The organism is Pedococcus soli (assembly GCF_054782575.1).
The window spans coordinates 230,023-255,742 of record NZ_BAAGSF010000006.1; the positions used below are offsets into that span (position 1 = coordinate 230,023).

Below are 25,720 nucleotides of genomic sequence, written 5' to 3' on the forward strand. Positions count from 1 at the left end.
TGGTGGACGTCCTTTCAGTGGTGGATGTCGGTGCGGGCGGCCCGGAGGAGCAGGTCGTCCAGGGCGGCGACGGCGGCGCGCAGCTGCGCGACCTCCGACTCGTCCAGGCTGGCGAGGGTGGGGGAGAGGACCGCGGCGCGAGCCCGTCGGATCTCCTCGAGCGCGTCCCGGCCGGCCGGCGTCAGCGACAGCAGGCTGGCCCGGGCGTCGGCGGGGTCGGGGACCCGTCCCGCCCACCCCTGGGACTCGAGGCGCTGCAGCGCGGTCGACATCGTCGGCTGGCTGCAGTGGTCGGCCTCGGCCAGCGCGCTCACACGGGCCGGGCCGAGCTCGTCGAGCAGGGCCAGGAGCCGCGCCTGGGCGTACGACACGTCGAACGCGGCGAGTCGCGAGGCCCAGCGGGACAGCCGGGCAGCAGACCGCAGCAGGTCGTTGGCAACCGTCTCCCTCGGGTTCATGGTCCCAGTTTACATAGTTCACCTATATAAACCAATCCGGCCGGTCGGTCGCGTCGAACTGCTCCCGGACGTGCAGGGTCCATCTGATCCTGCGCACCGCCCGGACCGACCGACCGCAGCAGGAGGCACCCCATGAAGTCACTTCGCATCGGAGAGCTCGCACCGGAGTTCGAGCTTCCCGACCAGGGCGGTCGGACCCGCAGCCTGACCGGCCTGCTGGAGGAGGGGAGCGTCGTGCTCTTCTTCTACCCCGCAGCGCTCAGCGGCGGCTGCACCAAGGAGGCGTGCCACTTCCGCAACCTGCGCGCCGAGTTCGCCGCCGTGGGTGCCCAGCCGGTTGGCATCAGCATGGACACCGTCGAGGCGCAGTCGCAGTTCGACGGCAAGGAGTCGCTGGGCATGCCGCTGCTCTCCGATGCCGACGGTGCCGTGGCGACGGCCTTCGGGGTGCGCCGGAAGTACATCACCCCCGTGAAGCGCGCGACCTTCGTCATCGCCCCCGACCGCAGGATCATCGAGGTCATCGAGTCCGAGTGGAGCATGGAGAAGCACGCCGACACGGCGCTCCAGGTGCTCGGCGCTGCCGTCAGGCGCTGACGCAGGACCTCCGGGCCGGTGCGGGCCCTTGCCCTCAGGCGCGCAGGGACCGCACCGTGTCGACGGTGTCGGCCTGCTCGGCGGTCTTGTCGTCGCGGTAGCGGATGACGCGGGCGAACCGCAGCGCCATGCCTCCGGGGTAGCGCGAGGACGTCTGGATGCCGTCGAACGCGATCTCGACCACCTGCTCGGGACGGACGTGCACGACGTGTCCCTTGCGGTGCGTCTCGAGCTCGAGGAACCGCGCCGTCTGCCAGGTGAGGATCTCGTCGGTCATCCCCTTGAACGTCTTGCCCAACATGACGAAGCCACCGGTCTCGGGGTCACGCGCGCCGAGGTGGATGTTGGAGAGCCATCCCTCGCGCCGGCCGCTGCCCCACTCGACGGCCAGCACCACGAGGTCGAGGGTGTGCCGGGGCTTCACCTTGACCCACCCGGCACCTCGGCGCCCGGCGGCATACGGCGCCGACGGTGACTTGACCACCACGCCCTCGTGGCCGTCGGTGACGAGCCGGTGGAAGAACTCGGCAGCGTGTGTCGCGGACGGCGCCAGGGTGCGTGGCACCTGCCACTGCTCGGGCACGAGCTCGGCGAGGCGGGCGAACCGCTCGGTGGCCGGCAGGTCGAGTAGGTCCTCGCCGTCCACGTGGAGCAGGTCGAAGAAGTAGGGCGTGACGGGGACGGTCGCCCTCAGCTCGTCGACCCCGGTGCTGCTCATGGTGCGCGAGGCCGTCTCCTGGAACGGGCGTGGTCGACCGTCCTCGGTCAGCGCGATCGCCTCACCGTCGACGACCAGCCGCTGGGCCGGCAGGGCCAGCACCGCCTCCACGACCTCGGGCAGCCGGTCGGTGATGTCGTCCAGGGAGCGGGTGAAGAGCCTGACCTCGTCGCCATCGCGATGGGCCTGGAGGCGGATGCCGTCGAGCTTGCCGTCGACGAAGACCCCGGCCCCGTCCTCAGGGGCGACCTGCTCCCAGGCGGCGTCCACGTCGGGAGCGGAGGCAGCCAGCATCGGCCGCACGGGGCGCCCGACCTCGAGGCCGATCTCCGCCAGCGCGGTGCTGCCGCCGGCCAGCGCGGCAGCCGCCACCGGGCCGGTGTGGCCGGCGAGCATCACGGCCCGCCGGACCTCCGTCTCGGGGACCTCGGACGCCGCGGCGATCGCGGCGAGCATCACGCCGTCGAGGGCGCCCTGGCGGACCTGCCCGGTCACGAGCGCGCGCAGGTAGACCTGCTCGTCCTCGGTGAGCCGCTCGAACAGCTCGACGACCGCGGCGGCCCGCGAGGCCCCGCTGCCGCTGCCGGCGATCGCCCCGATCGAGGTGAGGGCCGCGTCGACCTCGGCCACCGTGACCGACGGCTCCGGGGCCGGGACGGGCAGGGTGGACAGCCCGCGCCAGCTCACGCCGATGCGTCGCTGGGGGAGGACGCCGGACAGGTAGGCGGCGACCGTGGCCGCGTCGCCGGGGCCGGCCGCCCGCAGGGCGTCGGCCACCGCGGCCGTCTTGGCCAGCCTGGAACGGGTCGCGGAGGCCGCGTGGGAGGCGGCGACGACATCGGCGAGGAGCACGCCCCGAACCTAGTCGCCGCCGCCGACAGCCGCCGGTCAGCCGGCGAGCACGTCCGCGAGGTCGACCGAGTCGAACCCGTGGGCCTCCGCAACGGGGGCGTACGTCACGTGGCCGTCGTGGGTGTTGAGCCCGAGGGCGAGTGGACGGTTCGCCGACAGCGCGGCCTGCCACCCCTGGTTGGCGAGCTGCACGGCATACGGGAGGGTCACGTTGGTGAGGGCGTAGGTGCTGGTGTGCGGCACCGCGCCGGGCATGTTGGCGACGCAGTAGAAGACCGAGTTGTGCACCGCGTAGGTGGGGTCGGCGTGGGTCGTCGGTCGGGAGTCCTCGAAGCAGCCGCCCTGGTCGATGGAGATGTCGACGAGCACCGAGCCGGGCTTCATCCGGGAGACCTGCTCGTTGGTGACGAGCTTGGGCGCCTTGGCGCCGGGGACGAGGACCGCGCCGATGACGAGGTCGGCGTCGGCGATCGCGCGCTCCACCTCGTAGGCGTTGGAGGCGACGGTCTGGCAGTGGCCCTGGTAGATGGCGTCCGCGTGCCGCAGCTTGCTGATGTCGCGGTCCAGGAGCAGCACCTCGGCCTGCATGCCGAGGGCGATCGCGGCAGCGTTCATGCCGGAGACTCCGGCACCGATGACGACCACCTTCGCGGCGTACACCCCGCTCACGCCGCCCATGAGGACGCCACGACCACCCTGCGCGCGCATCAGCGTCTGTGCGCCCACCTGCGGCGCGAGGCGACCCGCGACCTCGGACATGGGGGCCAGGAGGGGCAGTGAGCGGTCGGGCAGCTCGACGGTCTCGTAGGCGATGCCGGTGACCTTGCGCTTGACCAGCTCCTCCGTGAGGGCCCGGTCCGCGGCGAGGTGCAGGTAGGTGAAGAGGGTCTGGCCCTCGCGCATCCGGTGGTACTCCGGCTCGATCGGCTCCTTGACCTTGAGGATCAGGTCCCCGGTGCCCCACACGTCGTCGGCGGTGTCGAGGATCTTCGCGCCGGCTGCGACGTAGTCCTCGTCGAGGATCGAGGAGCCGACTCCGGCGTCCTTCTCGACGTACACCTCGTGGCCCTGGACGACGAGCTCGTGCACCCCCGACGGCGTGATGGCGACCCGGTACTCGTTGTTCTTGACCTCGCGGGGGATCCCGACCTTCATGTGACGCTCCTCCATGGTTCGGCGTGGTCCTCGAACAATGGCGGAGTTGCGGCGCCCTGCCAACCTCCGTCGGCGGGTCCGTGCTCGCGACGGCTCAGGCGGCCAGCCGCTCGGAGTGACCGAGGGCGTCGACGAGGGCCTGTCGCCACGAGACCACCTCGTGGCCGGTGCGGCAGGAGGCGCCGCCGCACGAACACATCCAGACCCAGCTACCGGTCGTCGCGCGGAACACCATCGGGTGGTGGTGGGCGACGTTCCTGCGGTGCGAGCGGACGGTCATGGCAGGTTCCTGGGTGGGACGGGTGGACGGTGTGGTTCCAGTGATGAGGAGGCGTCGGACGCGTTCCAGATACACGGGCCGCTCGGGTGGGGGTCCCCGACACGGCGGTGGGCTCAGGGAGCGACTGCGGAGGAGTGGTTGAGCGCACCGATCAGGGCGACCCTCCAGGGCGTTGCCTCGCGGGTGGTGCGGCACGAGGCGCCGCCACAGGAGCAGGCCCAGACCCAGCCACCCTGGCTGGAGCGCTGGACGCGGGGGTGGTGGAGGGCTGAGGACCGGTGGGCCGTGCGGGTGTTCACGTGTCGAAGGTAGGACGCGTGCCAGCACGCCCACGCGTCGCCGCGCCGTGGGTCGGCCACCCTCGGGAGGCATCCCACCCGAACGGACGAGGCCGGTATGGGGAGTTGTCGCCACCCCGGCGTAGGGGGCGGTGGGCTCAGCCGGCGCTGAAGACGTTCGGGACCGCGCGCTGCGCCTCGGAGAGACCGCGGTCCAGCCGGACGACGGTGCCCGAGGGCAGCCGCGCCAGCATCGTCGTGGAGCCACCCCCGTCGAGGTTGGTGGCGTTCCAGGCACCCAGCTTCTGGAGGTAGTCGGCCATCTGGTGGATCGTCGCGCCGCCGTAGCGGACGCCGTTGACCGTGGCCCGTCCGGAGACCGTCACGAACAGCAGGTCGCCGGCCTTGGTCCAGCCGATCGCGGTCCGCGGGCGGAGCAGCTCGTCGCGGGCACCGCAGGTGCCGCCGTTCTTCACCCCTGCGTTGAGGTAGCGGGCACCCCGGCCCACCGCCTCCCAGACGGCGATGGACGCGTCCGTGTGGGCGGCATACGACACGGACACGGCGTTGCCCACGCGGAGGCTGGACAGCCAGGTGGCGGTCGCACCGGTGCCGGTGAGGATCGTCTGCCCGGAGGCCGGCACCTTGCCGCGGCTCGTGCCGGTCCGCAGCGCGACCACCTTGCCCCTGACGACGACGACGTCCACCGAGCCGTAGGGGCGCGACTGCGAGCCCCAGGCAGTCGTGTAGACGGTGACGCCCTCGGTCACGGCCTGCCAGTTGAGTCCGGTGACGGTGCGCGCGCCCTTGCTGCCGGCCGAGGCCGAACCGGTGAGCCAGAGCTTGGTCGGCACCGACGCACCGCTCTTGCTCACGGCGATGACGGCGTCCTTGACCGAACGGGCCTTGGTGACCTGGCCCCCGACCATCTGCGGCAGGTCGGGCAGTGCGCCCCGAGTGGGGTCGAAGACCCCACCGTTGACCATGACGACCGCGCCGGGGGCCCCCTTGAGGTAGGCCGACGGCGTGCTGGCCTTGGTGAGCGCAGCCGCTGCCCTGACCCGCGGGTGCAGCGCCGACGACGCCGGAACGCGCACGACGACGATGCGGGTCGACGCCTGGGGGTTGCTCGGGGTGGGGCCGGTGTCCCAGATCCTGGCGCTGAGGCCGCTGGCCAGCCTGGTCGTCGTCGGCGTCCGCGACAGGAGGGCCGGCGTCGCCCGGCAGGTCGCTGCCGTGGCGCTGGTCGCCACCGGAGCGGTGACCAGCAGGGCGCCGGCGAGGGCGGTGACGAGCAGGGGGGCGACGGCGCGCAGACCGCGGGCGGGGGAGCTGGGCACGAGGGGTCCTGGGGGCTGCGGGGGACGGAGGGCCCCCACGCTAGGTCGGCCCGCCGCCGGGCGTGGGGTGGTCGCAGAGGGTCGATCCGTTCGGACGAGGGGGTATGGCGCACGGACCCCCGGGCGGATGCCGGTCGACGGTGGACGCACGTCCGATTCGTGCCGGATTTTCGTTGGGACCGAGGCGGTTTGGGAGTTGTGGCCGCTGACGTGTATCGTTCCGGGTCGCAGCAGGCGCTCCTCTGGAGCGTGTGTGAAACACCTTGTCCGGGTGGCGGAATGGCAGACGCGCTAGCTTGAGGTGCTAGTGCCCTTTATCGGGCGTGGGGGTTCAAGTCCCCCTCCGGACACCAGCGTGACGAAGGACCTCCAGGCGACTGGGGGTCCTTCGTCGTTTTCCTCCCGCGCGCCTAGTGTGGACGGCATGAGCGACGTCACCAGCCCTGCCCGCGAAGTCGAAGGTCCCGTCGACGAGGTCGTCCGGATCTGCCGGGACCTCATCCGCATCGACAGCACGAACTACGGGGACGGCAGCGGACCGGGGGAGAAGGAGGCGGCCGCCTACGTCGTCGCCCAGCTGCGTGAGGTCGGCCTGGATCCGACCGTGGTCGAGAGCGACCCCGGCCGCACGAGCGTCATCGTGCGGGTCGAGGGCGAGGACCGCAGCCGCCCGGCCCTGTGCATCCACGGCCACCTCGACGTGGTGCCGGCCAACGCCGCCGACTGGCAGGTCGACCCGCTGAGCGCCGAGCTGCGCGACGGGTGCGTCTGGGGACGCGGAGCCGTGGACATGAAGGACATGGATGCCATGATCCTGGCCAACATCCGCGACCTCGCCCGCCGCGGCGCCAAGCCGCCGCGGGACGTCGTCTTCGCCTTCTTCGCCGACGAGGAGGCCGGTGGGGTCAAGGGTTCGCACCATGTCGTGAAGACCCGCCCCGAGCTGTTCGACGGGGTGACCGAGGCCGTCAGCGAGGTGGGGGGCTACAGCGTCACCGTGCCCACCCAGGACGGAGAGCAGACCCGCGCGTACCTCGTGCAGACCGCCGAGAAGGGGATCCTCTGGCTGCGCCTCGTGGCCACCGGACGCGCCGGCCACGGCTCGGTCCCGAACCCCGACAACGCGATCGTCCACCTGGCCGAGGCGATCAGCCGGATCAACGCGCACAAGTGGCCCCGCGAGTACATCGCGTCGGTCCGCGAGCTGCTCGACGGGCTGAGCGACCTCACCGGCACGAGCTACTCCGACGAGGACCTCGACGAGCTGCTCGAGCACCTCGGAGGCGCCCAGGGTTTCGTCCGAGGGACGTTGCAGGACACCGCGAACTTCACGATGACCGAGGCCGGCTACAAGCACAACGTCATCCCGCAGAGCGCCAGCGCCGCGCTCGACTGCCGCTTCCTCCCCGGTCACGACGAGGACCTGCTCGCGACGATCCGCGAGCTTGCCGGCGACAAGGTCGAGGTGCAGGTCGTCCACCGCGACATCGCCCTCGACTCGCCCTTCGAGGGTGAGCTGGTCGACGCGATGACCGCCGCGCTGCTCGCCGAGGACCCGGGTGCGCAGGTCCTGCCCTACTGCCTCTCCGGCGGCACGGACAACAAGGCCCTGAGCACCCTGGGCATCACCGGCTACGGCTTCGCCCCCTTGCAGCTCCCCGCCGACCTGGACTTCGCCCCGATGTTCCACGGCATCGACGAGCGGGTGCCGGTGTCGGCCCTCGAGTTCGGCGCCAAGGTGCTCCAGCGCTTCATCGCCACCTGCTGACAGGAGGTGTGGCGCGTGGCCCGGCCGCGCGCCATACCGGCCTCTCGCACGCGTTTGCTACTGACCCGTAGCGTTCGCCCCGCTGTCTCGTTTGACCGGATACAACCCCCGTGTGTCCGGCAAAGGAGCCACCATGACTCGGCGTCGTCCCCGCCTGCTCGCCCTTCGTTCGGCCGCTGCCCTCAGCGTGGCCGTCGCGCTGTGCGGCCTGGCCACCTCGCCGTCGCACGCGCTGGGGCTGCCCGAGCCCGTGAGCACGGCCGTCGGTGGGGTCACCTCCAGGGTGAAGGGTGCCACCGGGGGTCTCGGGCTGCCGGTTCCCGGGGCGACCAGCACGGCCCCGACCGGGACGGGTTCGCCGACCTCGTCCGCCCACCCTTCCTCGTCGGGCACCGGCACCGCTCACGGCCCGAGCGCGACGTCGTCCGGGGCCTCGGGCAAGGGTGCGGGTTCATCCGGTGGCAGCGCGCCTGCCGACGGCGCGGTCGTAGACTCCCCGGCAGCCACCGTCTGCCTCATCCCCACGGGCGGTTCGTCACCCGCGGTGCGCGTCGACCTCGAGGCGGCGGGGGTGGACCTGTCGTCGCCGCTGGTCAAGCAGTTCCCCCAGGCCCTCGCGCCCTGCCCCAAGGGGGCCGTGCCCGCCGGCGACCACGTCCTGTCGATCGACGCGACGGTCAAGGGCCTCCTGGGTGCCTGTGTGCGGGTGACCCGCCAGGTCGTGCCGGTGCAGACCACCCTCGTCGTGCTCGACCGCGACCTCATCAAGGAGCTCACGGCCGCCGGTGTGCCGCTCCAGCGCCTCGTCGTGCCGTGCCCCCGTGGTGCCGGGGCTCCGCCCGCCGGGCACACGCCGTCCTCGGGCACCCCGGGTCACCCCGCCGCCGGCCGCACCCCGGGCGCGGCCTCGGCCCTGCCCGCCGGTCTGGCCTTCACGGGCACCGACCCGGTCCCGATGGCCCTGGTTGGTGCAGGCCTGCTGTGGCTCGGGGTGCTGTTGACCCGACGCGCCCGGGTGGCCCTCAGGACGAACGCGGCACGCGGATGATCTTGCGCCGCAGCCAGGTCCGCTGGATGCCCCCGAGGTAGATCCGGGTCCGGTGCAGCTCCCAGTGGCCGTACTCGGCGTGCTCCACCAGGGCGCGCCTGATCTCGGAACGGCTGTCTCCTCGCGTGAAGCTCACCACGCGGTACTCGTACTCGACCATCGACGCCATTGTCACCCAGAACCCGCTACGGTCGGCACATGACCGCAGACCCGCGTGGCGCGCTGGCCGACCTCGTCGCCGCATTCGAGCGGCACCTCGAGGCCTCCGCCTCCAAGCGCGGGGAGGACGATCCGACGGTCATCGCGACGTACGACGACCTCGCCGACGCCTTCGCCTCCTACGACGACGCCCTGCTCCAGGCCTACGGCGAGATGACGCCCCTGGACATCTACGACGGCGATGACGACGACGACGACGAGGACGACGACGACGAGGACGACGACGAGGAGCTCGACGACCACTCCGACGAGGACGGCGACGGCACGGTCTACTCGGGGCTGGACGACGCGGACTACGACGACGCCGACGACGACTCGGACGATGACTCCGACGATGACGACGACTCGGACGATGACGACGCGGATGACGACGACGACCAGGGCCACTCCCACGACGCGGACCACGCGCAGCGCTGAGGCTCGCTGAGGCCGACCGTCAGTCGGACACCTCGTCCAGTGCTGCCACGAGCTCGGCCGGCAGCTCGAGCTGCTCGCTCGCCAGCGACGTGCGCAGCTGGGCCGTGGTCCGGGCACCGACGACGGGGCTGACCACCCCGGGCCGGTCGCGCACCCAGGCCAGGGCCACCTCGGTGGTGCTGACCTCGAGGCCCTTGGCCGCGATGGCGAGGGCCTCGACGATGTTGGTGCTGCGGTCGTCGAGGTAGCGGGCGGTGAAGCGTGGGAAGTCGCGGGAGGCGGCTCGGGAGTCGGCAGGGATCCCGTGCCGGTACTTGCCGGTGAGCACGCCTCGCCCGAGCGGCGACCACGGCAGGATGCCGAACCCCAGGGCCTGCGCGGCCTCGAGCAGGTCGGGCTCCGGGTTGCGGTTGACCAGGGAGTACTCGACCTCGTTGGCCACCAACGGAACTCGCGCCTGCTCGAGCAGCGAGAACGCCCGGGCGCTCTGCCACCCGCTGAAGTTGGACACGCCGACATACCTCGCACGCCCGGTCGCCACGGCCCACTCCAGGGCTGACAGGGTCTCCGTGAGCGGCGCCTCGTCGGACCAGGTGTGCACCAGCCACAGGTCGACGTGGTCGGTGCCGAGGCGTTCCAGCGAGGTGTCCAGCTGGCGCAGGAGGCTGTGGCGCGAGGTGTCGACGACGCGCTGCCCCGAGCGGCGCGAGATCCCGGACTTGGTGCAGAGCACGACGTCCTCGCGGTCCACGGCGTCGCCCATGAGCCGGCCGATGATCTCCTCGGCCGCACCGTCGGAGTAGCCGTGGGCGGTGTCGAGGAGGTTGCCCCCGGCGTCGAGGAAGGTCCGGAGCTGCTCGCGGGCATTCTCCTCGTCGGTGGTGCGGCCCCAGGTCATCGTGCCGAGGGCCAGCCGGGACACGGACAGGCCTGAGGTCCCCATTCGTCGCTGGCGCATGGTCACTCACCGTAGTCGCCGGGGTCGCCCGCCCCGGGCCGCGGCACGCGCAAGGGGCTCGGCCGGCACCCGGCTTCGGCACGCAGCGAGGGCTCCGCCGCTAGCCTCGGTCCATGGAACTCGGTGTGAACCTCGGCTACTTCGGCATGGGCATGGACCAGGACAACGTCGCGGTCGCGCAGGAGGCCGACCGGCTCGGCTACGCCGTCGCCTGGGTGGCGGAGGCGTACGGGTCCGACGTCCCCACCGTGCTGTCCTGGATCGGCGCCCTGACCGAGAAGATCCACCTCGGGGCAGCCGTCATGCAGATTCCCGCCCGTACCCCGGCGATGACGTCGATGACCGCAGCCACGCTCGACACCCTGTCGGGCGGCAGGTTCCGGCTCGGCCTCGGGGTCAGCGGCCCGCAGGTGAGCGAGGGCTGGCACGGGGTGCGCTTCGCGGCACCGCTGGGCCGAACCCGTGAGTACGTCGACATCGTCCGCATGGCCCTGCGCCGCGACACGGTCTCCTACTCCGGCAAGCACTTCACGCTCCCGCTGCCCGACGGCCCGGGCAAGGCGCTCAAGCTCACCATCCACCCGCCTCGCACCGACCTGCCGATCTACCTGGCGGCCGTGGGTCCCAAGAACCTCGAGCTCGCCGGCGAGGTCGCGGACGGGTGGCACGCCATCTTCTTCAGCCCCGAGCACTCCGGCGACCAGGTGGCCAGCGTCGTCGCCGGGCGCCGTCGCGCTGGTCGCGGCACGGACGAGAACCCCATGGCCGGCTTCGACATCGCCCCGTCGGTGCCGGTGGTCGTCGCCGACGACGTCGAGGCCGCGGCGGACGCGATCCGCCCCTACGCTGCCCTGTACATCGGTGGCATGGGTTCGCGTGAGCAGAACTTCTACAACCAGCTCGCCTGCCGGATGGGCTTCGAGGACGCCGCCGCGAAGGTCCAGGACCTCTACCTCGCCAAGCAGCACCGTGACGCCGCGGCCGCCGTGCCGTTCGAGTTCATCGACGCCACGTCCCTCATCGGACCCAAGGCGCGCATCGCCGAGCGCATCGGCCGGTATGCCGCCGCGGGCGTCGGGACGCTCTCCGTCGCCCCCTTCGCAGGGAGCCTCGACGCACGGCTGCATGTCGTGCGGACCATGGCCGAGGTCATGCGGGAGACTGTCGGCTGAACCTGCCCAGTCCCCGCCCTCGAAAGTAGAGCCGTGACCCTCAGCTACCTCGACGCCGTGATCCTCGGCATCGTCGAAGGACTCACCGAGTTCTTGCCGGTCTCCTCGACCGGCCACCTCACCATCACCGAGAAGCTGCTCGACCTGCAGATCGACGACCCGGGCGTCACGGCCTACACCGCCGTGATCCAGCTCGGGGCGATCCTCGCCACGCTGCTCTACTTCCGCAAGGACATCGTGCGGCTGCTCGTCGCCTGGGTCGGGGGACTGACGCGGGCCGAGGGCCGGACCCACCACGACTACCAGCTGGCGTGGGCCGTCATCGTCGGGTCGATCCCGGTGGGCATCGTCGGCTTCCTCGCCAAGGACGCGATCAGCGGACCGCTGCGCAGCCTCTGGGTGGTCGCCGGGGCGCTCATCCTGTGGAGCGCGGTGATGTACCTCGCGGAGACGCGTCACGCGGCCCTGGTCAAGCACGGGGAGGAGCGGGGCGAGGGACAGGTGACCCTGCGCGACGGGATCGTCATCGGCCTCGTGCAGTGCGCCTCGCTGGTCCCCGGCGTCTCCCGCTCGGGAGCGACGATCTCGGCCGGGCTGTTCCGTGGCCTCGACCGACTCACGGCCACCCGCCTGTCGTTCTTCATGGCCATCCCCGCCCTGACCGCGGCGGGCCTGTTCGAGATGGTCAGCGAGGCCGACCACCTCAAGCTGCTCGGCGTCGGCCAGATGGTCGTGGGCGTCGTGGTGTCGTTCGTCGTGGCGTACGCGTCCATCGCCTGGCTGCTCAAGTTCGTCAGCTCCAACAAGATCACCGCGTTCGTCTGGTACCGCGTCCTGCTGGGTGTGGTGCTCATCGTCGTGCTGTCCGCAGGCTGGATGACCGCCACCTGACGGAGGTGACGACAGGGGCGGGCCGGGTCACCGGGCCGCCCCTTCGTCGTCAGAGCCAGCCGGAGCGGCGGAATGCGCGGTAGAGGCTGCCGCAGGCCCCGGCCATGACGGCCAGGACGATGAAGTAGCCGTACCGCCACTTGAGCTCCGGCATGTTGTCGAAGTTCATGCCGTAGATGCCGGCGATCATCGTCGGCACCGCGGCGATCGCGACCCACGCCGAGATCTTCCGCATGTCGCTGTTCTGCTGCACGGTGATCTGCGCGAGGTGCGCGTTGAGGACGTCGGTGAGCAGTCGGTCGTACGACTCCACGTGGTCGATGACGCGCAGGAGGTGGTCGGCGACGTCGCGGAAGAGCAGCCGCATCTCCTTGACGGACACCGGGCTGCGCGAGCCGTCGTGCAGCATGTTGAGCGGCGCGGCGAGGGGGGTCGCGGCCCGGCGGAACTCCACGACCTCGCGCTTGAGGCTGTAGATCTGCTCGGAGTCTGCGTGACCGCGCCCGCCGAAGACCGCCGCCTCGATCTGCTCGAGGTCGGTCTGCAGCTCGGCGTCGATCTCGACGTAGTTGTCCACGATGGCGTCCATGACGGCGTGCAGCACCGAGATCTCGCCGTGGCGCAGCATGTCGGGGGCTGCCTCGAGGCGCTTGCGCACGGCGGCCAGCGGGCTGAGCTCGCCGTACCGGACGGTGACGACGAAACGGTCGCCGACGAAGAGCATCACCTCGCCGGTCTCGACGTCGCTGGTCTCGTCGAGGTACCTCAGGGTCTTGAGGACCACGAAGATCGTGTTGTCGTAGAGCTCGACCTTGGCCCGCTGGTTACCCTTGACCGCGTCCTCGACGGCGAGCGGATGCAGCTTGAGCTCGTCGTTGACGAGGTCGAACTCCGCGTCCGTGGGGTCCTTCAGCCCGATCCACAGGAACGCGTGCGGGTCGTCCCCGGTGCGCAGCGCTTCCAGGGCCTCGCTCAGGTCTCCGCACGCCTGGCGGACCCCGTCGCGGTAGATGGCTTGGTCGACGATCACGGGGGCTACTCCACCACGTCCGTGCAGTCGGTGCGAGCGACCGGCCGTAGAGTTCCCGCGTGCCCACCCTGCTGCTCGTCCGCCACGGCCACTCCAGCGCGAACGGCGAGGGGATCCTCGCCGGACGGCTGCCCGGGGTCCACCTCACGGACCGCGGTCGCGAACAGGCGCAGCGCCTCGGCGAACGCTTCACCGACCTCACCCCGGTCCGGGTCGTGAGCAGCCCGCTCGAGCGCTGCCTCGAGACCGCGGCGCCGCTCGCCGAGGCCGTCGGCGCGACCGTGCAGGTCGAGGACGACCTCCAGGAGTGCGCGTACGGCGCCTGGAGCGGGCGCAAGCTCGCCGAGCTCGCGAAGGAACCGCTGTGGTCCACCGTCCAGGACGACCCCGCCTCCGCGCGCTTCCCGGACCACGAGACGTATGCCGCAGAGAGCCTGCAGGAGATGAGCGACCGGGTGGTGGCCGCGGTGCGGCGCATCGATGCCGAGGTCGCGGCCGAGCACGGCGACACGGCCATCTGGGTCGCGGTGAGCCACGGCGACCTCGTCAAGGCGCTGCTCGCGGACGCCACAGGATCGGGGCTCGGCCACTTCCAGCGCTACACCGCCGACCCCGCGTCGGTGTCGGCGATCCGTTACGGCGGGCGGCACACGTTCCTCCTCGCGGCCAATGAGCTGACCCCGGACCTGACCCGCTTCGTGCCGCCGAAGGACGCGCCGCCGACGGGTGATGCGCAGGTCGGCGGGGGAGCCGGTTAGAGTTTTGGGCATGTCGCTGCTCGAGTTCGACCCGCCGGACCGGTTCGTCGCCGGCACCGTGGGGCCCCCCGGCCAGCGGACCTTCTTCCTCCAGGCCAGCGAGGGGCGCCGCATCAGCAGCGTCTCGCTCGAGAAGGAGCAGGTCCGGGTCCTGGCGACCCGCATCAACGACCTCCTCGACAGCTACGCCGGTGGGATGGGCGGTGACCACGCCGCGGCGGAGGTCGTCGACAACGCACCGCTCGACACCCCCATCGAGGACGACTTCCGCGTCAACACCCTGGCGCTGGCCTGGGACGAGGACCGTCAGGTCGTCATCATCGAGGCGCTCGACCGCGACCCGGACGAGCCCGAGGCGGGTGACCCGGAGGTGCTGGCGTCGGAGCCCCGCCAGGTGCGGGTCGTGCTCTCGCCGGCACGGGCGAGGGCCTTCGCCCGTCGCGCCCAGTCGATCGTCGCCGCCGGTCGTCCGCCCTGCCCCTTCTGCGGTGGCCCCCTCGAGACCGAGGGTCACATCTGCCCGCGCGCGAACGGCTACAAGCGCTGAGCGCGAGCCAGTCCGCTGACGCGGCCCTGCTCGACGTCCTCTCGAGGGCGGACCTTGAGGTGGTCGGCCGGCTGGCCGACGCGTCGAACCTCGCCGTCCTCGTGCGCGTCGGCGCCGGTGGCCCCTACGCGATCTACAAGCCGGTGCAGGGGGAGCGGCCGCTGTGGGACTTCCCCGACGGCACCCTCGCGGGCCGCGAGGTCGCCTGCTACCTCATCAGCGCCGCCGGTGGCTGGGACGTCGTCCCCCCGACCGTCCTGCGGTCCGGCCCCCAGGGCATCGGCTCGGTCCAGCAGTGGGTGGGTGACCCCGGCGAGCAGCCGGAGCACCCGGTCGACCTGGTCGCACCCAAGCAGGTTCCCCGCGGCTGGCTGCCGGTCCTGCGTGGGGAGAACGAGCTGGGCCAGCCGGTCGTGGTCGTCCATGAGGACACCCCGGCGGCCCGGTCCGTCGCCGTCTTCGACGCCCTCGTCAACAACTCCGACCGCAAGGGCTCCCACCTCGTGCGTGACGGAGACCGCCTGCGCGGGTTCGACCACGGCGTCAGCCTGCACCAGGAGCCCAAGCTGCGGACGGTGCTGTGGGGCTTCGCCGGTGAGCCGCTGCCGGACACCGAGCTCGCCCGCGTGGCGAGGGTGTGCGACCTCGTCGAGGACGAGGACTCCGAGCTGCGGGTCGACCTGGACGGCCTGCTGACCATCGACGAGGTCGCAGCCCTGCTCGGCAGGGGGCGCCGCCTGCTCGACCGCGCGGCATACCCGATGCCGTCCGGGCAGTGGCCGGCCATCCCGTGGCCGCCCCTGTGAGGGCTCACCGTAGAGTTCCGCTGTGATCTCCTGGCCCACCCCGTTCCTCCCCGCCGTCCCCGGCACCGGCCACCCGGTCCAGGTCTTCGACACCGCCACGGGCGGTGTGCGGCCCCTGACGCCGGGGCCGACGGCGCGGATGTACGTCTGCGGCATCACGCCGTACGACGCGACGCACATGGGTCACGCCGCGACCTACGTGACGTTCGACGTCCTCGGCCGCGCGCTGCGCGACGCGGGCCACGAGGTCGAGTACGTCCAGAACATCACCGACGTCGACGACCCCCTGATCGAGCGGGCCGAGCGCGACGGCGTCCGCTGGCAGGACCTCGCCCACCGCGAGATCGCACTGTTCCGCGAGGACATGACCGCCCTCGCGGTCGTGCCGCCGGACCACTACATCGGCGTCGTCGAGAGCATCGAGCCCGTCGCGGCCGCCGTGCGCGGGCTGCTGGCCACCGGTGCTGCCTACGAGGTCGAGACGGCCGAGTCCGAGGGCAACGACCTGTACCTCGACCTGACCAGCGACGAGGGCTTCGGGTCGGTCTCGAACTGGACCCGGGAGGAGATGCTCGCGGTCTACGCCGAGCGCGGGGGCGACCCCGACCGGCCCGGGAAGCGCGACGCCCTCGACCCGCTGCTGTGGCGCTCGGCCCGGGAGGGCGAGCCGTCGTGGGAGGTCGAAGGGCTCCCCGCCGGCCGCCCCGGTTGGCACATCGAGTGCACCGCCATCGCCCTGGACCACCTCGGCATGAGCTTCGACGTGCAGGGTGGCGGCACCGACCTGATCTTCCCCCACCACGAGATGAGTGCGACCCAGGCCGTCGTCCTCACCGAGGAACGCCCGTTCGCCCGCACCTACGCCCACCAGGCGATGGTCGGTCTCGACGGCGAGAAGATGAGCAAGTCCAAGGGCAACCTCGTGCTCGTCTCGAAGCTGCGCGCGGACGGCGTCGACCCCATGGCGATCCGGTTGACCCTGCTCTCGCAGCACTACCGGACCGAGTGGTCGTGGACCGACGACCTGCTCGCGCAGGCGCAGGCGCGACTCGAGACGTGGCGTGCCGCGCTGTCCGTCAACGCCGCCCCGGACGCCGAGGAGACGATCGAGCAGGTGCGGCGCCACGTCGCCGACGACCTCGACACCCCGGGCGCGCTGGCTGCGGTGGACCGCTGGGCCAAGGAGTGCCTGACGCGCGGGGGCCGTGACGCCACCTCGGCGGGCGTCCTCGCCCGGGCCCTGGACGCCATCCTGGGCGTCCGGGTCTGACCGGAGGTCGTCAGCCGGGGCCGTCCTGGCCCCGACGACGCAGGTAGCGCTCGAACTCCCGGGCGATCGCGTCGCCGCTGGCCTCGGGGAGGTCGGCGGTGTCCTGGGCCTCCTCGAGGGACTGGACGTACTCCGCGACCTCGTCGTCGGTCTCGGCGAGCTCGTTGATGCCGCGCTCCCACGCCTTGGCCCCGTCGGTGAGGTCACCGTGCGGGATGGGGAGGTCGAGCAGCTCCTCCAGCCGGGACACCAGCGCCAGGGTGGCCTTGGGCGAGGGGGAGTGGCCGGCGTAGTGCGGGACGGCGGCCCAGCAGGAGATCGACTGCAGGCCTGACTGGGTGGCCGCGTCGGCGAGGACCCCGACGATGCCGGTCGGTCCTTCGTAGCGGCTGGGCTCGAGGTCGAAGCGGTGCAGGACGTCCTCGTCGTCGGACGTCGCGGTCACCGGGATGGGTCGGGTGTGTGCGACGTCGGCCATGAGCGCGCCGAGCGTGACCACGGTGCTCGCCCCCACCTGCTGGGCGAACTCCATCAGCTCGATCGTGAACGCGCGCCAGCGGAAGGAGGGCTCGATGCCCTGGATGAGGACGATGTCGCGCTCCAGCGCGTCACTCGTCGCGACCAGGATCCGGGTGGTGCGCCAGTGGATGCGGCGGCGGCCGTCGTCGAGGACCACGCGGGGGCGGTTGACCTGGAAGTCGTAGTACTCCTCCGGGTCCAGCGCGGCGATGGCCTCGGCGTCCCACACGTCGATGAGGTGGTCGATGGCTGCGGTGGCCGCCTCGCCGGCGTCGTTCCAGCCCTCGAAGGCGGCGATGACGACCGGGTTGTTGAGCTCCGGTACGTCTTCGAGCTCGATCACTGTTCCTCCTTGCCCGGGCCGGCCCGTTGCCGACGGCACACCTCGTCCTCCCAGCCTACGGTCCGCGGTGCGGCACCACCGGAGAGGCTGCGTATAGTCGGGCGCGCCGTCCCAGCCTGCCCCACCGACCGCGCGGAGCACCCCAGTCATGTCCACGCCCAGCACGTCGCCCGCCGCACCGGAGGAAGGGCTCCCCGCCGCGGTGTTCTGGGACATGGACGGGACCCTCGTCGACACCGAGCCGTACTGGATCACGGCCGAGCACGCGATCGTCGAGGAGGCCGGCGGGGTCTGGAACGACGAGTACGCCCACCAGCTCGTCGGCAACGACCTCATGGTCTCCGCCGAGTTCATCCGCGACAACAGCCCCGTGGAGCTCGAGCCCCTCGAGATCATCGAGGAGCTGCTCCGCCGGGTGGTCGTCCAGGTGCAGGAGCACGTGCCGTGGCGGCCTGGTGCGCTCGAGCTGCTCGACGCGCTCCAGGCCGCAGGAGTCCCCAACGCCCTGGTCACCATGTCGTGGCGGTCGCTGGCCGACAGCGTGGTGGGGGCCCTCCCCGAGGGCACCTTCGCCGCGGTCATCACCGGCGACGAGGTCGAGCACGGCAAGCCCCACCCCGAGCCCTACCTCGCGGCCGCCCGCGCCCTCGGCGTCGAGGTCGGCGACTGCGTCGCGATCGAGGACTCCCCGACCGGGGTGCGGTCGGCCGTCTCCGCAGGGGTGCCGACGATCGCGGTGCCGCACGTCGTCCCGGTGCCCGTGACCGTCGGGGCGGTGCAGGTGCCGAGCCTTCGAGGGCTGGCCCCGGCCGACCTGGTCAGCCTGTTCGACGGGTCCCGTCGGAAGTAGGCAGGTCCTGCGTCGGGCAGGGCCCGCGCGGCTACTCGTCCGTGGGCTCGACCTGCCCGGACACGGCAGGGTTGAGCGCGATGAGCGCGGCGTTCTCCGGCAGCGGCGGGGGCGTGCCACCCCACGCGGGGCAGAACTCGCGGAAGTCGCACCAGTCGCAGAGCTTGGACGTCTTGGGTCGCCAGTCGCCGGTCGTCGCGGCCCGCTCGATCGCGACCCAGACCGCCTTGAGGTTGCGCTCCAGGCTGAGCAGGTCGTGCTCGTCCGGCGCGTAGCGGACGACCTCGCCGTTGCCGAGGTAGACGAGCTGGAGCAGTCGCGGGATCTCCCCGCGGAGCCGCCAGAGCACCAGCGCGTAGAACTTCATCTGGAACAGCGCCTTGCCCTCGAACAGCTCGCTCGGCGACCGGCCGGTCTTGTAGTCGACGACGCGCATCGCCCCGTCCGGCGCCACGTCGAGGCGGTCGACGTAGCCGCGCAGCACGAGCCCGTCGACGTCGGTCTCGACGTAGAGCTCCCGCTCGGCGGGCTCCAGCCTCGTCGGGTCCTCGAGGGTGAACCACGTCTCGATGAGGGCCTGCGCGTCGCTGAACCAACCGTCCTCGGTCAGCTTGGCGTCGTCGGCGATCATCGCAGCCAGCTCGGGCTCCTCCTCGACCAGCGCGCTCCACTGCGGGCCGAGGAGGGCCTGGGCCGCGGCCGGGGTGCGCTCGTCCGCCGGCAGGTCGAACAAGCGCTCGAGGACCGCGTGCACGAGCGTCCCGCGCGCCGCAGCGGGGCTGGGCGGCGAGGGCAGCTTGTCGATCGTGCGGAACCGGTACAGCAGCGGGCACTGCTTGAAGTCGGACGCACGGCTCGGCGAGAGAGCGGGAACCATGACCCGCACTCTAGGTGCCCCGACCGACACGGCCGCGCGGGCCGCGCCATACCTGTGGACGGGTCGTGAACGCGTCCACAGGTATGGCGTGCGCTCAGTCCTCGGGCTGGTAGCCCAGGTTCGGGCTGAGCCAGCGCTCGGCCTCGCGCAGCGTCCAGCCCTTGCGCTCGGCGTACTCCTCGACCTGGTCGCGCCCGAGGCGGCCGACGACGAAGTACTGCGACTGCGGGTGCGAGAAGTACCAGCCGGACACCGCGGCCCCCGGCCACATGGCCATCGACTCGGTGAGCTCGATCCCCGTGCGCTCCTTGACGTCGAGCAGCTCCCAGAGGAGCTCCTTCTCGGTGTGGTCGGGGCAGGCGGGGTAGCCCGGCGCGGGGCGGATGCCGACGTACTTCTCGGCGATGAGGTCGGTGTTGCGCAGGTGCTCGTCCGGCGCGTACCCCCAGAAGTCGTGGCGGACGCGCTCGTGCAGCCGCTCCGCGAAGGCCTCGGCCAGCCGGTCGGCGAGGGACTCGAGCAGGATCGCCGAGTAGTCGTCGTTGGCGGCCTTGAAGTCGGCCACCCGCTCGGCGGACCCGAGCCCGGCCGTCACGGCGAAGGCGCCGACGTGGTCGCGGAGCCCGGTCTCCTTGGGTGCCACGAAGTCCGACATCGCGCGGTTCGGCACACCCTGGCGGTGCTGCCCCTGCTGGCGCAGCGTGTGCAGGGTGGTCGCCACGGTCGCGCGCGACGAGTCCGTGTAGACCTCGATGTCGTCGCCGACCGAGCTCGCCGGGAAGAGCCCGAGCACGCCACTGGCGCGCAGCCACTTCTCGTCGATGACGCGGTCGAGCATCCGCTGGGCGTCCTCGTAGAGCTTGCTGGCGGCCTCGCCCGTCGCGGGGTTGTTGAGGATGTCAGGGAAGCGGCCCTTCATCTCCCACGCGAGGAAGAACGGCTGCCAGTCGATGTAGTCGCGCAGCTCAGCGATGGGGTAGTCGGTGAACGTCTTGACGAACTGCGTCACCGTGGGGCGCTGGTGACCCGACTGCCGGCGCAGCAGCTCCTTCTCCTGGGCGGCGACGAGGTGGGGGACCGGCGGGCGGTAGCCGGACCAGTCGATCGGGGTGGCCTTCTCGCGGGCGACCTCGATCGAGACGAGCGGGCGTTCGGTCGACTTGGCCGCGTGCCGGGCGCGCAGGGCGTCGAAGTCGGCCTTGACGTCGGCCATGAGGACCTCGCGCTGGTCGTCCGCGAGCAGCTTGGACACGACCGGGACGGAGCGGGACGCGTCCTTCACCCACACGACGGGCCCGTGGTACTGCTGGTCGACCTTGACGGCCGTGTGCGCCCGTGAGGTCGTGGCACCTCCGATGAGCAGCGGCAGGTCGAGGCCCTGGCGCTCCATCTCGGAGGCGAAGTTGACCATCTCGTCCAAGCTCGGGGTGATGAGGCCGGACAGGCCGATCACGTCCGCCTTCTCGGCCTTCGCCGCGTCGATGATCTTCTGCGCGGGCACCATGACGCCGAGGTCGACGACGTCGTAGTTGTTGCACTGCAGCACCACGCCGACGATGTTCTTGCCGATGTCGTGCACGTCGCCCTTGACGGTGGCGAGGACGATCTTGCCCTTGCTGCGGTTCTCGGCGACCTCGGCCTCGGTCTTCTCCGCCTCGATGAACGGGATGAGGTAGGCCACCGCCTTCTTCATGACGCGGGCCGACTTCACGACCTGCGGCAGGAACATCTTGCCGCTGCCGAACAGGTCACCCACGACGTTCATGCCGTCCATGAGGGGGCCCTCGATGACCTCGATCGGCCGCCCGCCGCGGTCGCTGATCTCCTGGCGCAGCTCCTCGGTGTCGGACTCGGCGTGCTCGTCGATGCCCTTGACCAGGGCGTAGGTGATGCGTTCGCCGACGGGCAGGGACCGCCACTCCTCGGCGATCGCCTCCTGCTTGGTGTCACCCGTGTTGAACGAGTCGGCGATCTCGAGCAGCCGCTCGGTCGAGTCGGGGCGGCGGTTGAGGACCACGTCCTCGATGCGCTCGCGCAGGGTCGCGTCGACCTGGTCGTAGACGACGAGGGCGCCGGCGTTGACGATGCCCATGTCCATCCCCGCCCGGATGGCGTGGAAGAGGAACACCGCGTGGATCGCCTCGCGCACGGCGTTGTTGCCACGGAACGAGAAGGAGACGTTGGAGACGCCGCCGGAGACCAGGGCCCCAGGGAGGTTCTCCTTGATCCAGCGCGTGGCCTCGATGAAGTCGGTCCCGTAGGCCGCGTGCTCCTCGATGCCCGTGGCCACGGCGAAGATGTTGGGGTCGAAGATGATGTCCTCGGCAGGGAAGCCGACCTCCTGCGTGAGGATGTCGTAGGCCCGCTGGCAGATCACCTTGCGTCGTTCGAGGGAGTCGGCCTGGCCGTCCTCGTCGAAGGCCATCACGACGATCGCCGCGCCGTACTTGCGGCACAGCCGCGCGTGCTCGACGAACGGCTCGACGCCCTCCTTCATGGAGATGGAGTTGACGATCGGCTTGCCCTGCACGCACTTCAGGCCGGCCTCGATGACGTCCCACTTCGAGGAGTCGACCATCAGCGGCACCCGGGAGATGTCGGGCTCGCTCGCGACGAGCTTGACGAAGCGGTCCATCGCGGCGACGCCGTCGATCATGCCCTCGTCCATGTTGATGTCGATGACCTGGGCCCCGGCCTCGACCTGCTGGCGGGCCACGTTGAGCGCCGTGCCGTAGTCCTCGGCCTGGATGAGCTTGCGGAACCGTGCCGACCCGGTGATGTTGGTGCGCTCACCGACGTTGACGAACAGCGACTCCTCGGTGACGGTCAACGGCTCGAGGCCGGACAGCCGCAGGGCGGGGGAGACCTCCGGGGGGACGCGGGGCGACTGGTCGCTGGCGGCCTTGGCGATCGCCGCGATGTGGTCCGGCGTCGTGCCGCAGCATCCGCCCAGCAGGTTGACCAGCCCGGCCTGCGCGAACTCGCCCACGATCGCCGCCATCTGGTCGGGCAGCTCGTCGTACTCCCCGAAGGCGTTGGGCAGCCCGGCGTTGGGGTAGCACGACACGAAGGTGTCGGCGACGCGCGCCAGCTCCGCGGCATACGGGCGCATCTCCTCGGCGCCGAGCGCACAGTTGAGGCCGACCGCGATCGGGCGTGCGTGGCGCACGGAGTTCCAGAACGCCTCGGTGACCTGGCCGGACAGGGTGCGCCCCGACGCGTCGGTGATGGTGCCGGAGATGATGACCGGCCACCGGCGCTCGTGCTGCTCGAACAACGTCTCGAGCGCGAAGATCGCGGCCTTGGCGTTGAGGGTGTCGAAGATCGTCTCGACGATGAGGACGTCCGCACCTCCGTCGACGAGCCCCCGGGCCTGCTCGGTGTAGGCGTCCACGAGCTCGTCGAAGGTGACGTTGCGCTTGCCGGGGTCGTTGACGTCGGGGGAGATCGAGGCGGTGCGGTTGGTGGGGCCGAGCGCGCCCAGCACCCACCGCGGACGGTCCGGCGTCTTCTCGGTCATGGCGTCGCACGCGGCCCGGGCCAGGCGCGCCGACTCGAGGTTGATCTCGTACGCCAGGTCCTCCATGCCGTAGTCGGCGAGGGAGATCTTCTGGGCGTTGAAGGTGTTCGTCTCGACGAGGTCGGCCCCCGCCTCGAGGTATGCCGTGTGGATGCCGGCGATGATCTCGGGCTGGGTCAGCGACAACAGGTCGTTGTTCCCCTTGAGGTCGCTCGGCCAGTCGGCGAAGCGCTCGCCGCGGTAGTCGTCCTCGCCCAGTCCCTCCCGCTGGATCATCGTGCCCATGGCGCCGTCCATCACGAGGATCCGCTCGGTGAGGGCGGACCTCAGCTGGTCGGTCGCGTCGGGCTGGAATGCGGGTGAGTCGGGCACCGGTCAAGTATGGACCGGCGCCTGCTCGGACGTCCGGGTGGTTCACGTACTGTCAGGGCATGACGACCGCTGCCCGAGGGCACCACGCCCCCGAGGACGAGCAGGACCGCGGCCTCGGGGTCCGCATCGCGCGGGTCGCCGGGATCCCCGTCTACGTCGCACCCAGCTGGTTCCTCATCGCCGTGGTCATCACCGCGATCGTGGCCCGCCCGTTCCTGGGGACGCGGCCGCTGCTCGGCATCGGCATCGGCATCGCGCAGGCCCTCGTCCTCCTGGTGAGCGTGCTCGTGCACGAGGCCGCGCATGCCGCGACGGCAAGGGCCTTCGGCATGCCCGTGGTCCGGATCGTCGCGAACCTCTGGGGCGGCCACACCTCGATGGAGGCCGGTCGCACCACCCCGGGACGGATGGCGCTCGTCGCCGCCGCCGGTCCGGCCTCGAACGCGGTGTTCGCCGGGCTGGCGTGGCTCGCCCTTCCCTCCGCGACCGGCGACGTGTCGGGGCGCATCCTCGAGGGACTGGTCATCATCAACGGCTCGCTGGCCGTCCTCAACATCCTTCCCGGCATGCCGCTCGACGGCGGGCAGGTGCTCGAGTGCGTCGTGTGGAAGGTCACCGGGGACCGCAACAAGGGCTCGGTCGTGGCCGGCTGGAGCGGCCGTGTCCTGGCGGCCCTGGTCGTCCTGTGGTTCTTCGTCCGGCCCGTGGCCACTGGTCAGCAGATCGGGTTCAGCCACATCTGGTCGCTGTTCATCGCCTCCATCCTCTGGACCGGCGCGACGGAGTCGATCCGGCGCGGGCGGGCCCTCTCGACGATCGGTCGCCTGCGGCTGGGCTCGGTGATGCACCCGGCCATCGCGGTGCCCGAGACGGCACACGTCGCCGAGCTGCCCGCCACGCCGGGCGGCGAGCTCGTCGTCGTGGACGCACACGGGCGGCCAACCGCCTACGTCGACTCCGCCCACCTGTCGTCGGTGCCGCCGGACGCGCGCCCCCACACGCCGGTGAGCGCCGTCGCCAGCCAGCAGCACCCGGGCTGGGTGATCGAGGCCGACCCCGCGGGGGACGTGATGCCTGCGGTCGCCGCCCTCCAGGAGTTCCAGATCACCGTGGGCGCCGTCGTCCACCAGGGCCGGGTGGTGGGCGTCGTGCACGCCGCCGACATCGGTCGCGCCCTCAACGGCTGAGCGCGGCCGGTGGGTCGTTCGGTCCGGATGCGCGGGCATCCCTTGATGGGACATTTCGGGCGACGTAGGGTCCGGCCCATGACCTCCGCCCCGGTGCCCCGCAGGCGCCGGCGCCACGCGGTCGCGGCAGCCGCCCTGGCCTCGGTCGTCCTGCTCGCGGGCATCGCGTCCGTGGGCGGCCTCACCCGTGCGGCGTCGGCCGACGCCCCCACGGACGGATCGAGCCGGTCGCTGGTGGCGGTGTCCCCGAAGCCGTCGCGCGGCGAGGTCCCGCAGGAGGATGGGGCCACGCCGGCCGCCATCCCGTCAGCGGCCCCGGTCCGGTGGGTCGGCACCTGGGCCACGGCGGTCGCCGTGCCGCAGGCCGGGGAGGCGCTTGCGGGGTTCACCGACGTCACCCTGCGCCAGCGCGTCCACGTGTCGCTGGGCGGTGACGTCGTCCGCCTGCGCCTCACCAACGTCCACGGCACCTCGCCGTTGTCGGTCTCCGCCACCCTCGCGCGCCCCGCGACCCGGCACGGCCCGCTCCGCGGTGACCTCGACCCGACCACCCTCGTTCCCGTCACGTTCGGCGGGAGCCGGCACGTCGTCATACCGGCGGGCTCGGCGACCGCCTCCGACCCGGTGGCGATCGTGGTCCCGGACGACGCTGACCTGCTCGTCAGCCTGCACCTGCCCGGACCGACCGGACCCGCGACCTACCACCCCCAGGCGCACTCGACGGGGTACGTCGGCCACGGTGACCAGACCGCGTCGACGTCGGTCGCAGCGTTCCCGGGACGTACGACGTCGTTCTGGTTCCTCGACGGCTTGGACGTCCGCGCCACGGCGTCCGGGTCGGTCGTGTTCCTGGGCGACTCGATCACCGACGGCGCGGCCTCGACGCTGGACGCCGACCACCGCTGGCCCGACCGCCTCGCCGACCGGGTGCTGGCCGAGCCACGTGCGCTGAGGTTCGGGGTGCTCAACGCCGGGATCAGCGGCAACCGGCTCCTGCTCGACGCCCACGGCCAGGGGCAGGGGGAACGCGCCCTGGGCCGGTTCACGCGGGACGTGCTGACCCGGAGCGGTGTGGAGACCGTCGTCGTGCTCGAGGGCGTCAACGACATCCAGCAGGACCCGTCGGAGACGGACCCGCAGGACCTCGTCGCCGCCTATCGGGAGATCCTGGTCCGCGCCCACGAACGCCACGTGCGTGTGGTGGTGGCCACCATCGGACCGTTCCGGGGGTGGCCACGCTGGACGCCGGAGCGCGAGGCCGTGCGCGTGGCCGTCAACGACTGGATCCGCGGGTCCGGGGAGCCCGACGCGGTGCTCGACCTCGATGCCGCCCTGCGCGACCCGGTGCAGCCGACCCGTCTGGTGGCTGCGTACGACAGCGGGGACCACCTGCACCCGAACGACCTCGGGTATGCCGCGATGGCAGCGGCCGTCGACCTGCCAGAGCTGCTCGGCCAGCCCCGTTGACGGCCTCCTCCGGTGCGCCGGTG

The 25,720-nt window shown here is 71.6% G+C and carries 25 protein-coding genes and 1 tRNA gene; 14 read left to right on the forward strand and 12 right to left on the reverse strand.

Going from position 1 to position 25,720, the window contains the following annotated elements; all coding sequences use genetic code 11:
- Positions 1–14: 14 nt before the first annotated feature.
- Complete coding sequence (locus ACYVKF_RS16360) at positions 15–458, reverse strand: MarR family winged helix-turn-helix transcriptional regulator (RefSeq protein ID WP_460967798.1); 444 nt, start codon at positions 456–458, stop codon at positions 15–17.
- Positions 459–590: 132 nt separating this feature from the next.
- Between ACYVKF_RS16360 and ACYVKF_RS16365 the strand changes: the two genes are divergently transcribed.
- The gene (locus tag ACYVKF_RS16365; RefSeq protein WP_056914376.1) at positions 591–1,055 is read left to right on the forward strand and encodes a peroxiredoxin; all 465 of its coding nucleotides are present in this window, start codon (positions 591–593) and stop codon (positions 1,053–1,055) included.
- A gap of 34 nt (positions 1,056–1,089) precedes the next feature.
- Here ACYVKF_RS16365 and ACYVKF_RS16370 read toward each other — a convergent pair whose 3' ends face one another.
- The 5 genes from ACYVKF_RS16370 to ACYVKF_RS16390 form a co-directional block, all read right to left on the reverse strand.
- Complete coding sequence (locus ACYVKF_RS16370; RefSeq protein ID WP_460967800.1) at positions 1,090–2,625, reverse strand: ATP-dependent DNA ligase; 1,536 nt, start codon at positions 2,623–2,625, stop codon at positions 1,090–1,092.
- A 36-nt stretch (positions 2,626–2,661) separates the two neighbouring features.
- On the reverse strand, positions 2,662–3,780 hold the full coding sequence (gene ald, locus ACYVKF_RS16375) for an alanine dehydrogenase (RefSeq protein ID WP_056914378.1): 1,119 nt from the start codon (positions 3,778–3,780) through the stop codon (positions 2,662–2,664).
- 94 nt (positions 3,781–3,874) lie between these two features.
- The gene (locus ACYVKF_RS16380; RefSeq protein ID WP_056914379.1) at positions 3,875–4,060 is read right to left on the reverse strand and encodes a hypothetical protein; all 186 of its coding nucleotides are present in this window, start codon (positions 4,058–4,060) and stop codon (positions 3,875–3,877) included.
- A gap of 113 nt (positions 4,061–4,173) precedes the next feature.
- The gene (locus tag ACYVKF_RS16385; protein ID WP_157581183.1) at positions 4,174–4,359 is read right to left on the reverse strand and encodes a hypothetical protein; all 186 of its coding nucleotides are present in this window, start codon (positions 4,357–4,359) and stop codon (positions 4,174–4,176) included.
- Between the two features lie 137 nt (positions 4,360–4,496).
- Positions 4,497–5,678: a phosphodiester glycosidase family protein gene (locus tag ACYVKF_RS16390; protein ID WP_460967802.1), complete on the reverse strand. Its 1,182-nt coding sequence runs from the start codon at positions 5,676–5,678 to the stop codon at positions 4,497–4,499.
- A gap of 265 nt (positions 5,679–5,943) precedes the next feature.
- On the opposite strand from ACYVKF_RS16390, the gene ACYVKF_RS16395 reads away from it, so the two are divergent.
- The 3 genes from ACYVKF_RS16395 (at position 5,944) to ACYVKF_RS16405 (ending at position 8,494) form a co-directional block, all read left to right on the forward strand.
- Positions 5,944–6,031 (forward strand) — tRNA-Leu (locus ACYVKF_RS16395).
- A 71-nt stretch (positions 6,032–6,102) separates the two neighbouring features.
- Positions 6,103–7,446: a M20/M25/M40 family metallo-hydrolase gene (locus tag ACYVKF_RS16400; protein WP_460967803.1), complete on the forward strand. Its 1,344-nt coding sequence runs from the start codon at positions 6,103–6,105 to the stop codon at positions 7,444–7,446.
- A 133-nt stretch (positions 7,447–7,579) separates the two neighbouring features.
- Complete coding sequence (locus tag ACYVKF_RS16405; protein WP_460967804.1) at positions 7,580–8,494, forward strand: hypothetical protein; 915 nt, start codon at positions 7,580–7,582, stop codon at positions 8,492–8,494.
- Here the strand turns inward: ACYVKF_RS16405 and ACYVKF_RS16410 are convergent.
- Complete coding sequence (locus ACYVKF_RS16410) at positions 8,469–8,654, reverse strand: DUF5703 family protein (protein WP_056917068.1); 186 nt, start codon at positions 8,652–8,654, stop codon at positions 8,469–8,471. The genes ACYVKF_RS16405 and ACYVKF_RS16410 overlap by 26 nt on opposite strands.
- Before the next feature lie 38 nt (positions 8,655–8,692).
- On the opposite strand from ACYVKF_RS16410, the gene ACYVKF_RS16415 reads away from it, so the two are divergent.
- Positions 8,693–9,130, forward strand: coding sequence for a hypothetical protein (locus ACYVKF_RS16415; RefSeq protein WP_460967805.1), 438 nt, complete (start codon positions 8,693–8,695; stop codon positions 9,128–9,130).
- Positions 9,131–9,149: 19 nt separating this feature from the next.
- On the opposite strand, the gene ACYVKF_RS16420 is transcribed toward ACYVKF_RS16415, so the two are convergent.
- Positions 9,150–10,088 (reverse strand): aldo/keto reductase, encoded by a 939-nt coding sequence (locus ACYVKF_RS16420; RefSeq protein ID WP_460967807.1) that lies wholly within the window; start codon positions 10,086–10,088, stop codon positions 9,150–9,152.
- A gap of 113 nt (positions 10,089–10,201) precedes the next feature.
- Here ACYVKF_RS16420 and ACYVKF_RS16425 point away from each other — a divergent pair, with 113 nt between their 5' ends.
- Positions 10,202–11,260 carry an LLM class F420-dependent oxidoreductase gene (locus tag ACYVKF_RS16425; protein ID WP_460967809.1) on the forward strand — a complete coding sequence of 353 codons (1,059 nt, stop codon included), beginning with the start codon at positions 10,202–10,204 and terminating at the stop codon, positions 11,258–11,260.
- A gap of 33 nt (positions 11,261–11,293) precedes the next feature.
- The gene (locus ACYVKF_RS16430; protein ID WP_460967811.1) at positions 11,294–12,151 is read left to right on the forward strand and encodes an undecaprenyl-diphosphate phosphatase; all 858 of its coding nucleotides are present in this window, start codon (positions 11,294–11,296) and stop codon (positions 12,149–12,151) included.
- 49 nt (positions 12,152–12,200) lie between these two features.
- On the opposite strand, the gene corA is transcribed toward ACYVKF_RS16430, so the two are convergent.
- The gene (gene corA / locus ACYVKF_RS16435) at positions 12,201–13,181 is read right to left on the reverse strand and encodes a magnesium/cobalt transporter CorA (protein ID WP_056914388.1); all 981 of its coding nucleotides are present in this window, start codon (positions 13,179–13,181) and stop codon (positions 12,201–12,203) included.
- Positions 13,182–13,240: 59 nt separating this feature from the next.
- Here corA and ACYVKF_RS16440 point away from each other — a divergent pair, with 59 nt between their 5' ends.
- From ACYVKF_RS16440 to mshC, 4 genes are read left to right on the forward strand one after another with little or no spacing between them, the layout of a single operon-like run.
- Positions 13,241–13,939, forward strand: coding sequence for an MSMEG_4193 family putative phosphomutase (locus ACYVKF_RS16440; protein WP_056914389.1), 699 nt, complete (start codon positions 13,241–13,243; stop codon positions 13,937–13,939).
- 10 nt (positions 13,940–13,949) lie between these two features.
- Positions 13,950–14,486, forward strand: coding sequence for a DUF3090 domain-containing protein (locus tag ACYVKF_RS16445; RefSeq protein WP_056914390.1), 537 nt, complete (start codon positions 13,950–13,952; stop codon positions 14,484–14,486).
- 26 nt (positions 14,487–14,512) lie between these two features.
- Complete coding sequence (locus ACYVKF_RS16450) at positions 14,513–15,292, forward strand: SCO1664 family protein (protein WP_460968771.1); 780 nt, start codon at positions 14,513–14,515, stop codon at positions 15,290–15,292.
- Between the two features lie 22 nt (positions 15,293–15,314).
- Positions 15,315–16,562, forward strand: coding sequence for a cysteine--1-D-myo-inosityl 2-amino-2-deoxy-alpha-D-glucopyranoside ligase (gene mshC, locus ACYVKF_RS16455; RefSeq protein WP_460967814.1), 1,248 nt, complete (start codon positions 15,315–15,317; stop codon positions 16,560–16,562).
- Between the two features lie 10 nt (positions 16,563–16,572).
- On the opposite strand, the gene ACYVKF_RS16460 is transcribed toward mshC, so the two are convergent.
- Positions 16,573–17,424, reverse strand: a complete 852-nt coding sequence (locus tag ACYVKF_RS16460) for a PAC2 family protein (protein WP_056914393.1) — start codon at positions 17,422–17,424, stop codon at positions 16,573–16,575.
- A gap of 148 nt (positions 17,425–17,572) precedes the next feature.
- Between ACYVKF_RS16460 and ACYVKF_RS16465 the strand changes: the two genes are divergently transcribed.
- Entirely contained in the window at positions 17,573–18,274 is a 702-nt protein-coding gene (locus tag ACYVKF_RS16465; protein WP_460967816.1) for an HAD family hydrolase, read from the forward strand.
- A gap of 31 nt (positions 18,275–18,305) precedes the next feature.
- On the opposite strand, the gene ACYVKF_RS16470 is transcribed toward ACYVKF_RS16465, so the two are convergent.
- Complete coding sequence (locus ACYVKF_RS16470) at positions 18,306–19,151, reverse strand: RecB family exonuclease (RefSeq protein WP_056914395.1); 846 nt, start codon at positions 19,149–19,151, stop codon at positions 18,306–18,308.
- Between the two features lie 94 nt (positions 19,152–19,245).
- Entirely contained in the window at positions 19,246–22,968 is a 3,723-nt protein-coding gene (gene metH, locus ACYVKF_RS16475) for a methionine synthase (protein WP_460968773.1), read from the reverse strand.
- 134 nt (positions 22,969–23,102) lie between these two features.
- Here metH and ACYVKF_RS16480 point away from each other — a divergent pair, with 134 nt between their 5' ends.
- A complete protein-coding gene (locus tag ACYVKF_RS16480) occupies positions 23,103–24,230 on the forward strand; it encodes a site-2 protease family protein (protein WP_460967819.1) in 1,128 nt (375 codons plus the stop codon).
- Between the two features lie 78 nt (positions 24,231–24,308).
- Positions 24,309–25,697, forward strand: coding sequence for an SGNH/GDSL hydrolase family protein (locus ACYVKF_RS16485; RefSeq protein WP_460967821.1), 1,389 nt, complete (start codon positions 24,309–24,311; stop codon positions 25,695–25,697).
- Positions 25,698–25,720 lie beyond the last annotated feature (23 nt).

What these genes read in the sequence shown, in the direction of transcription:
- ACYVKF_RS16360 (WP_460967798.1), bottom strand. Translation starts at nt 458, where the DNA reads ATGAACCCGAGGGAGACGGTTGCCAACGACCTGCTGCGGTCTGCTGCC.
- ACYVKF_RS16365 (WP_056914376.1), top strand. Translation starts at nt 591, where the DNA reads ATGAAGTCACTTCGCATCGGAGAGCTCGCACCGGAGTTCGAGCTTCCC.
- ald (WP_056914378.1), bottom strand. Translation starts at nt 3,780, where the DNA reads ATGAAGGTCGGGATCCCCCGCGAGGTCAAGAACAACGAGTACCGGGTC.
- ACYVKF_RS16380 (WP_056914379.1), bottom strand. Translation starts at nt 4,060, where the DNA reads ATGACCGTCCGCTCGCACCGCAGGAACGTCGCCCACCACCACCCGATG.
- ACYVKF_RS16400 (WP_460967803.1), top strand. Translation starts at nt 6,103, where the DNA reads ATGAGCGACGTCACCAGCCCTGCCCGCGAAGTCGAAGGTCCCGTCGAC.
- ACYVKF_RS16405 (WP_460967804.1), top strand. Translation starts at nt 7,580, where the DNA reads ATGACTCGGCGTCGTCCCCGCCTGCTCGCCCTTCGTTCGGCCGCTGCC.
- ACYVKF_RS16410 (WP_056917068.1), bottom strand. Translation starts at nt 8,654, where the DNA reads ATGGTCGAGTACGAGTACCGCGTGGTGAGCTTCACGCGAGGAGACAGC.
- ACYVKF_RS16415 (WP_460967805.1), top strand. Translation starts at nt 8,693, where the DNA reads ATGACCGCAGACCCGCGTGGCGCGCTGGCCGACCTCGTCGCCGCATTC.
- ACYVKF_RS16420 (WP_460967807.1), bottom strand. Translation starts at nt 10,088, where the DNA reads ATGCGCCAGCGACGAATGGGGACCTCAGGCCTGTCCGTGTCCCGGCTG.
- ACYVKF_RS16425 (WP_460967809.1), top strand. Translation starts at nt 10,202, where the DNA reads ATGGAACTCGGTGTGAACCTCGGCTACTTCGGCATGGGCATGGACCAG.
- ACYVKF_RS16445 (WP_056914390.1), top strand. Translation starts at nt 13,950, where the DNA reads ATGTCGCTGCTCGAGTTCGACCCGCCGGACCGGTTCGTCGCCGGCACC.
- ACYVKF_RS16465 (WP_460967816.1), top strand. Translation starts at nt 17,573, where the DNA reads ATGTCCACGCCCAGCACGTCGCCCGCCGCACCGGAGGAAGGGCTCCCC.
- ACYVKF_RS16470 (WP_056914395.1), bottom strand. Translation starts at nt 19,151, where the DNA reads ATGGTTCCCGCTCTCTCGCCGAGCCGTGCGTCCGACTTCAAGCAGTGC.
- metH (WP_460968773.1), bottom strand. Translation starts at nt 22,968, where the DNA reads ATGGACGGCGCCATGGGCACGATGATCCAGCGGGAGGGACTGGGCGAG.
- ACYVKF_RS16480 (WP_460967819.1), top strand. Translation starts at nt 23,103, where the DNA reads ATGACGACCGCTGCCCGAGGGCACCACGCCCCCGAGGACGAGCAGGAC.
- ACYVKF_RS16485 (WP_460967821.1), top strand. Translation starts at nt 24,309, where the DNA reads ATGACCTCCGCCCCGGTGCCCCGCAGGCGCCGGCGCCACGCGGTCGCG.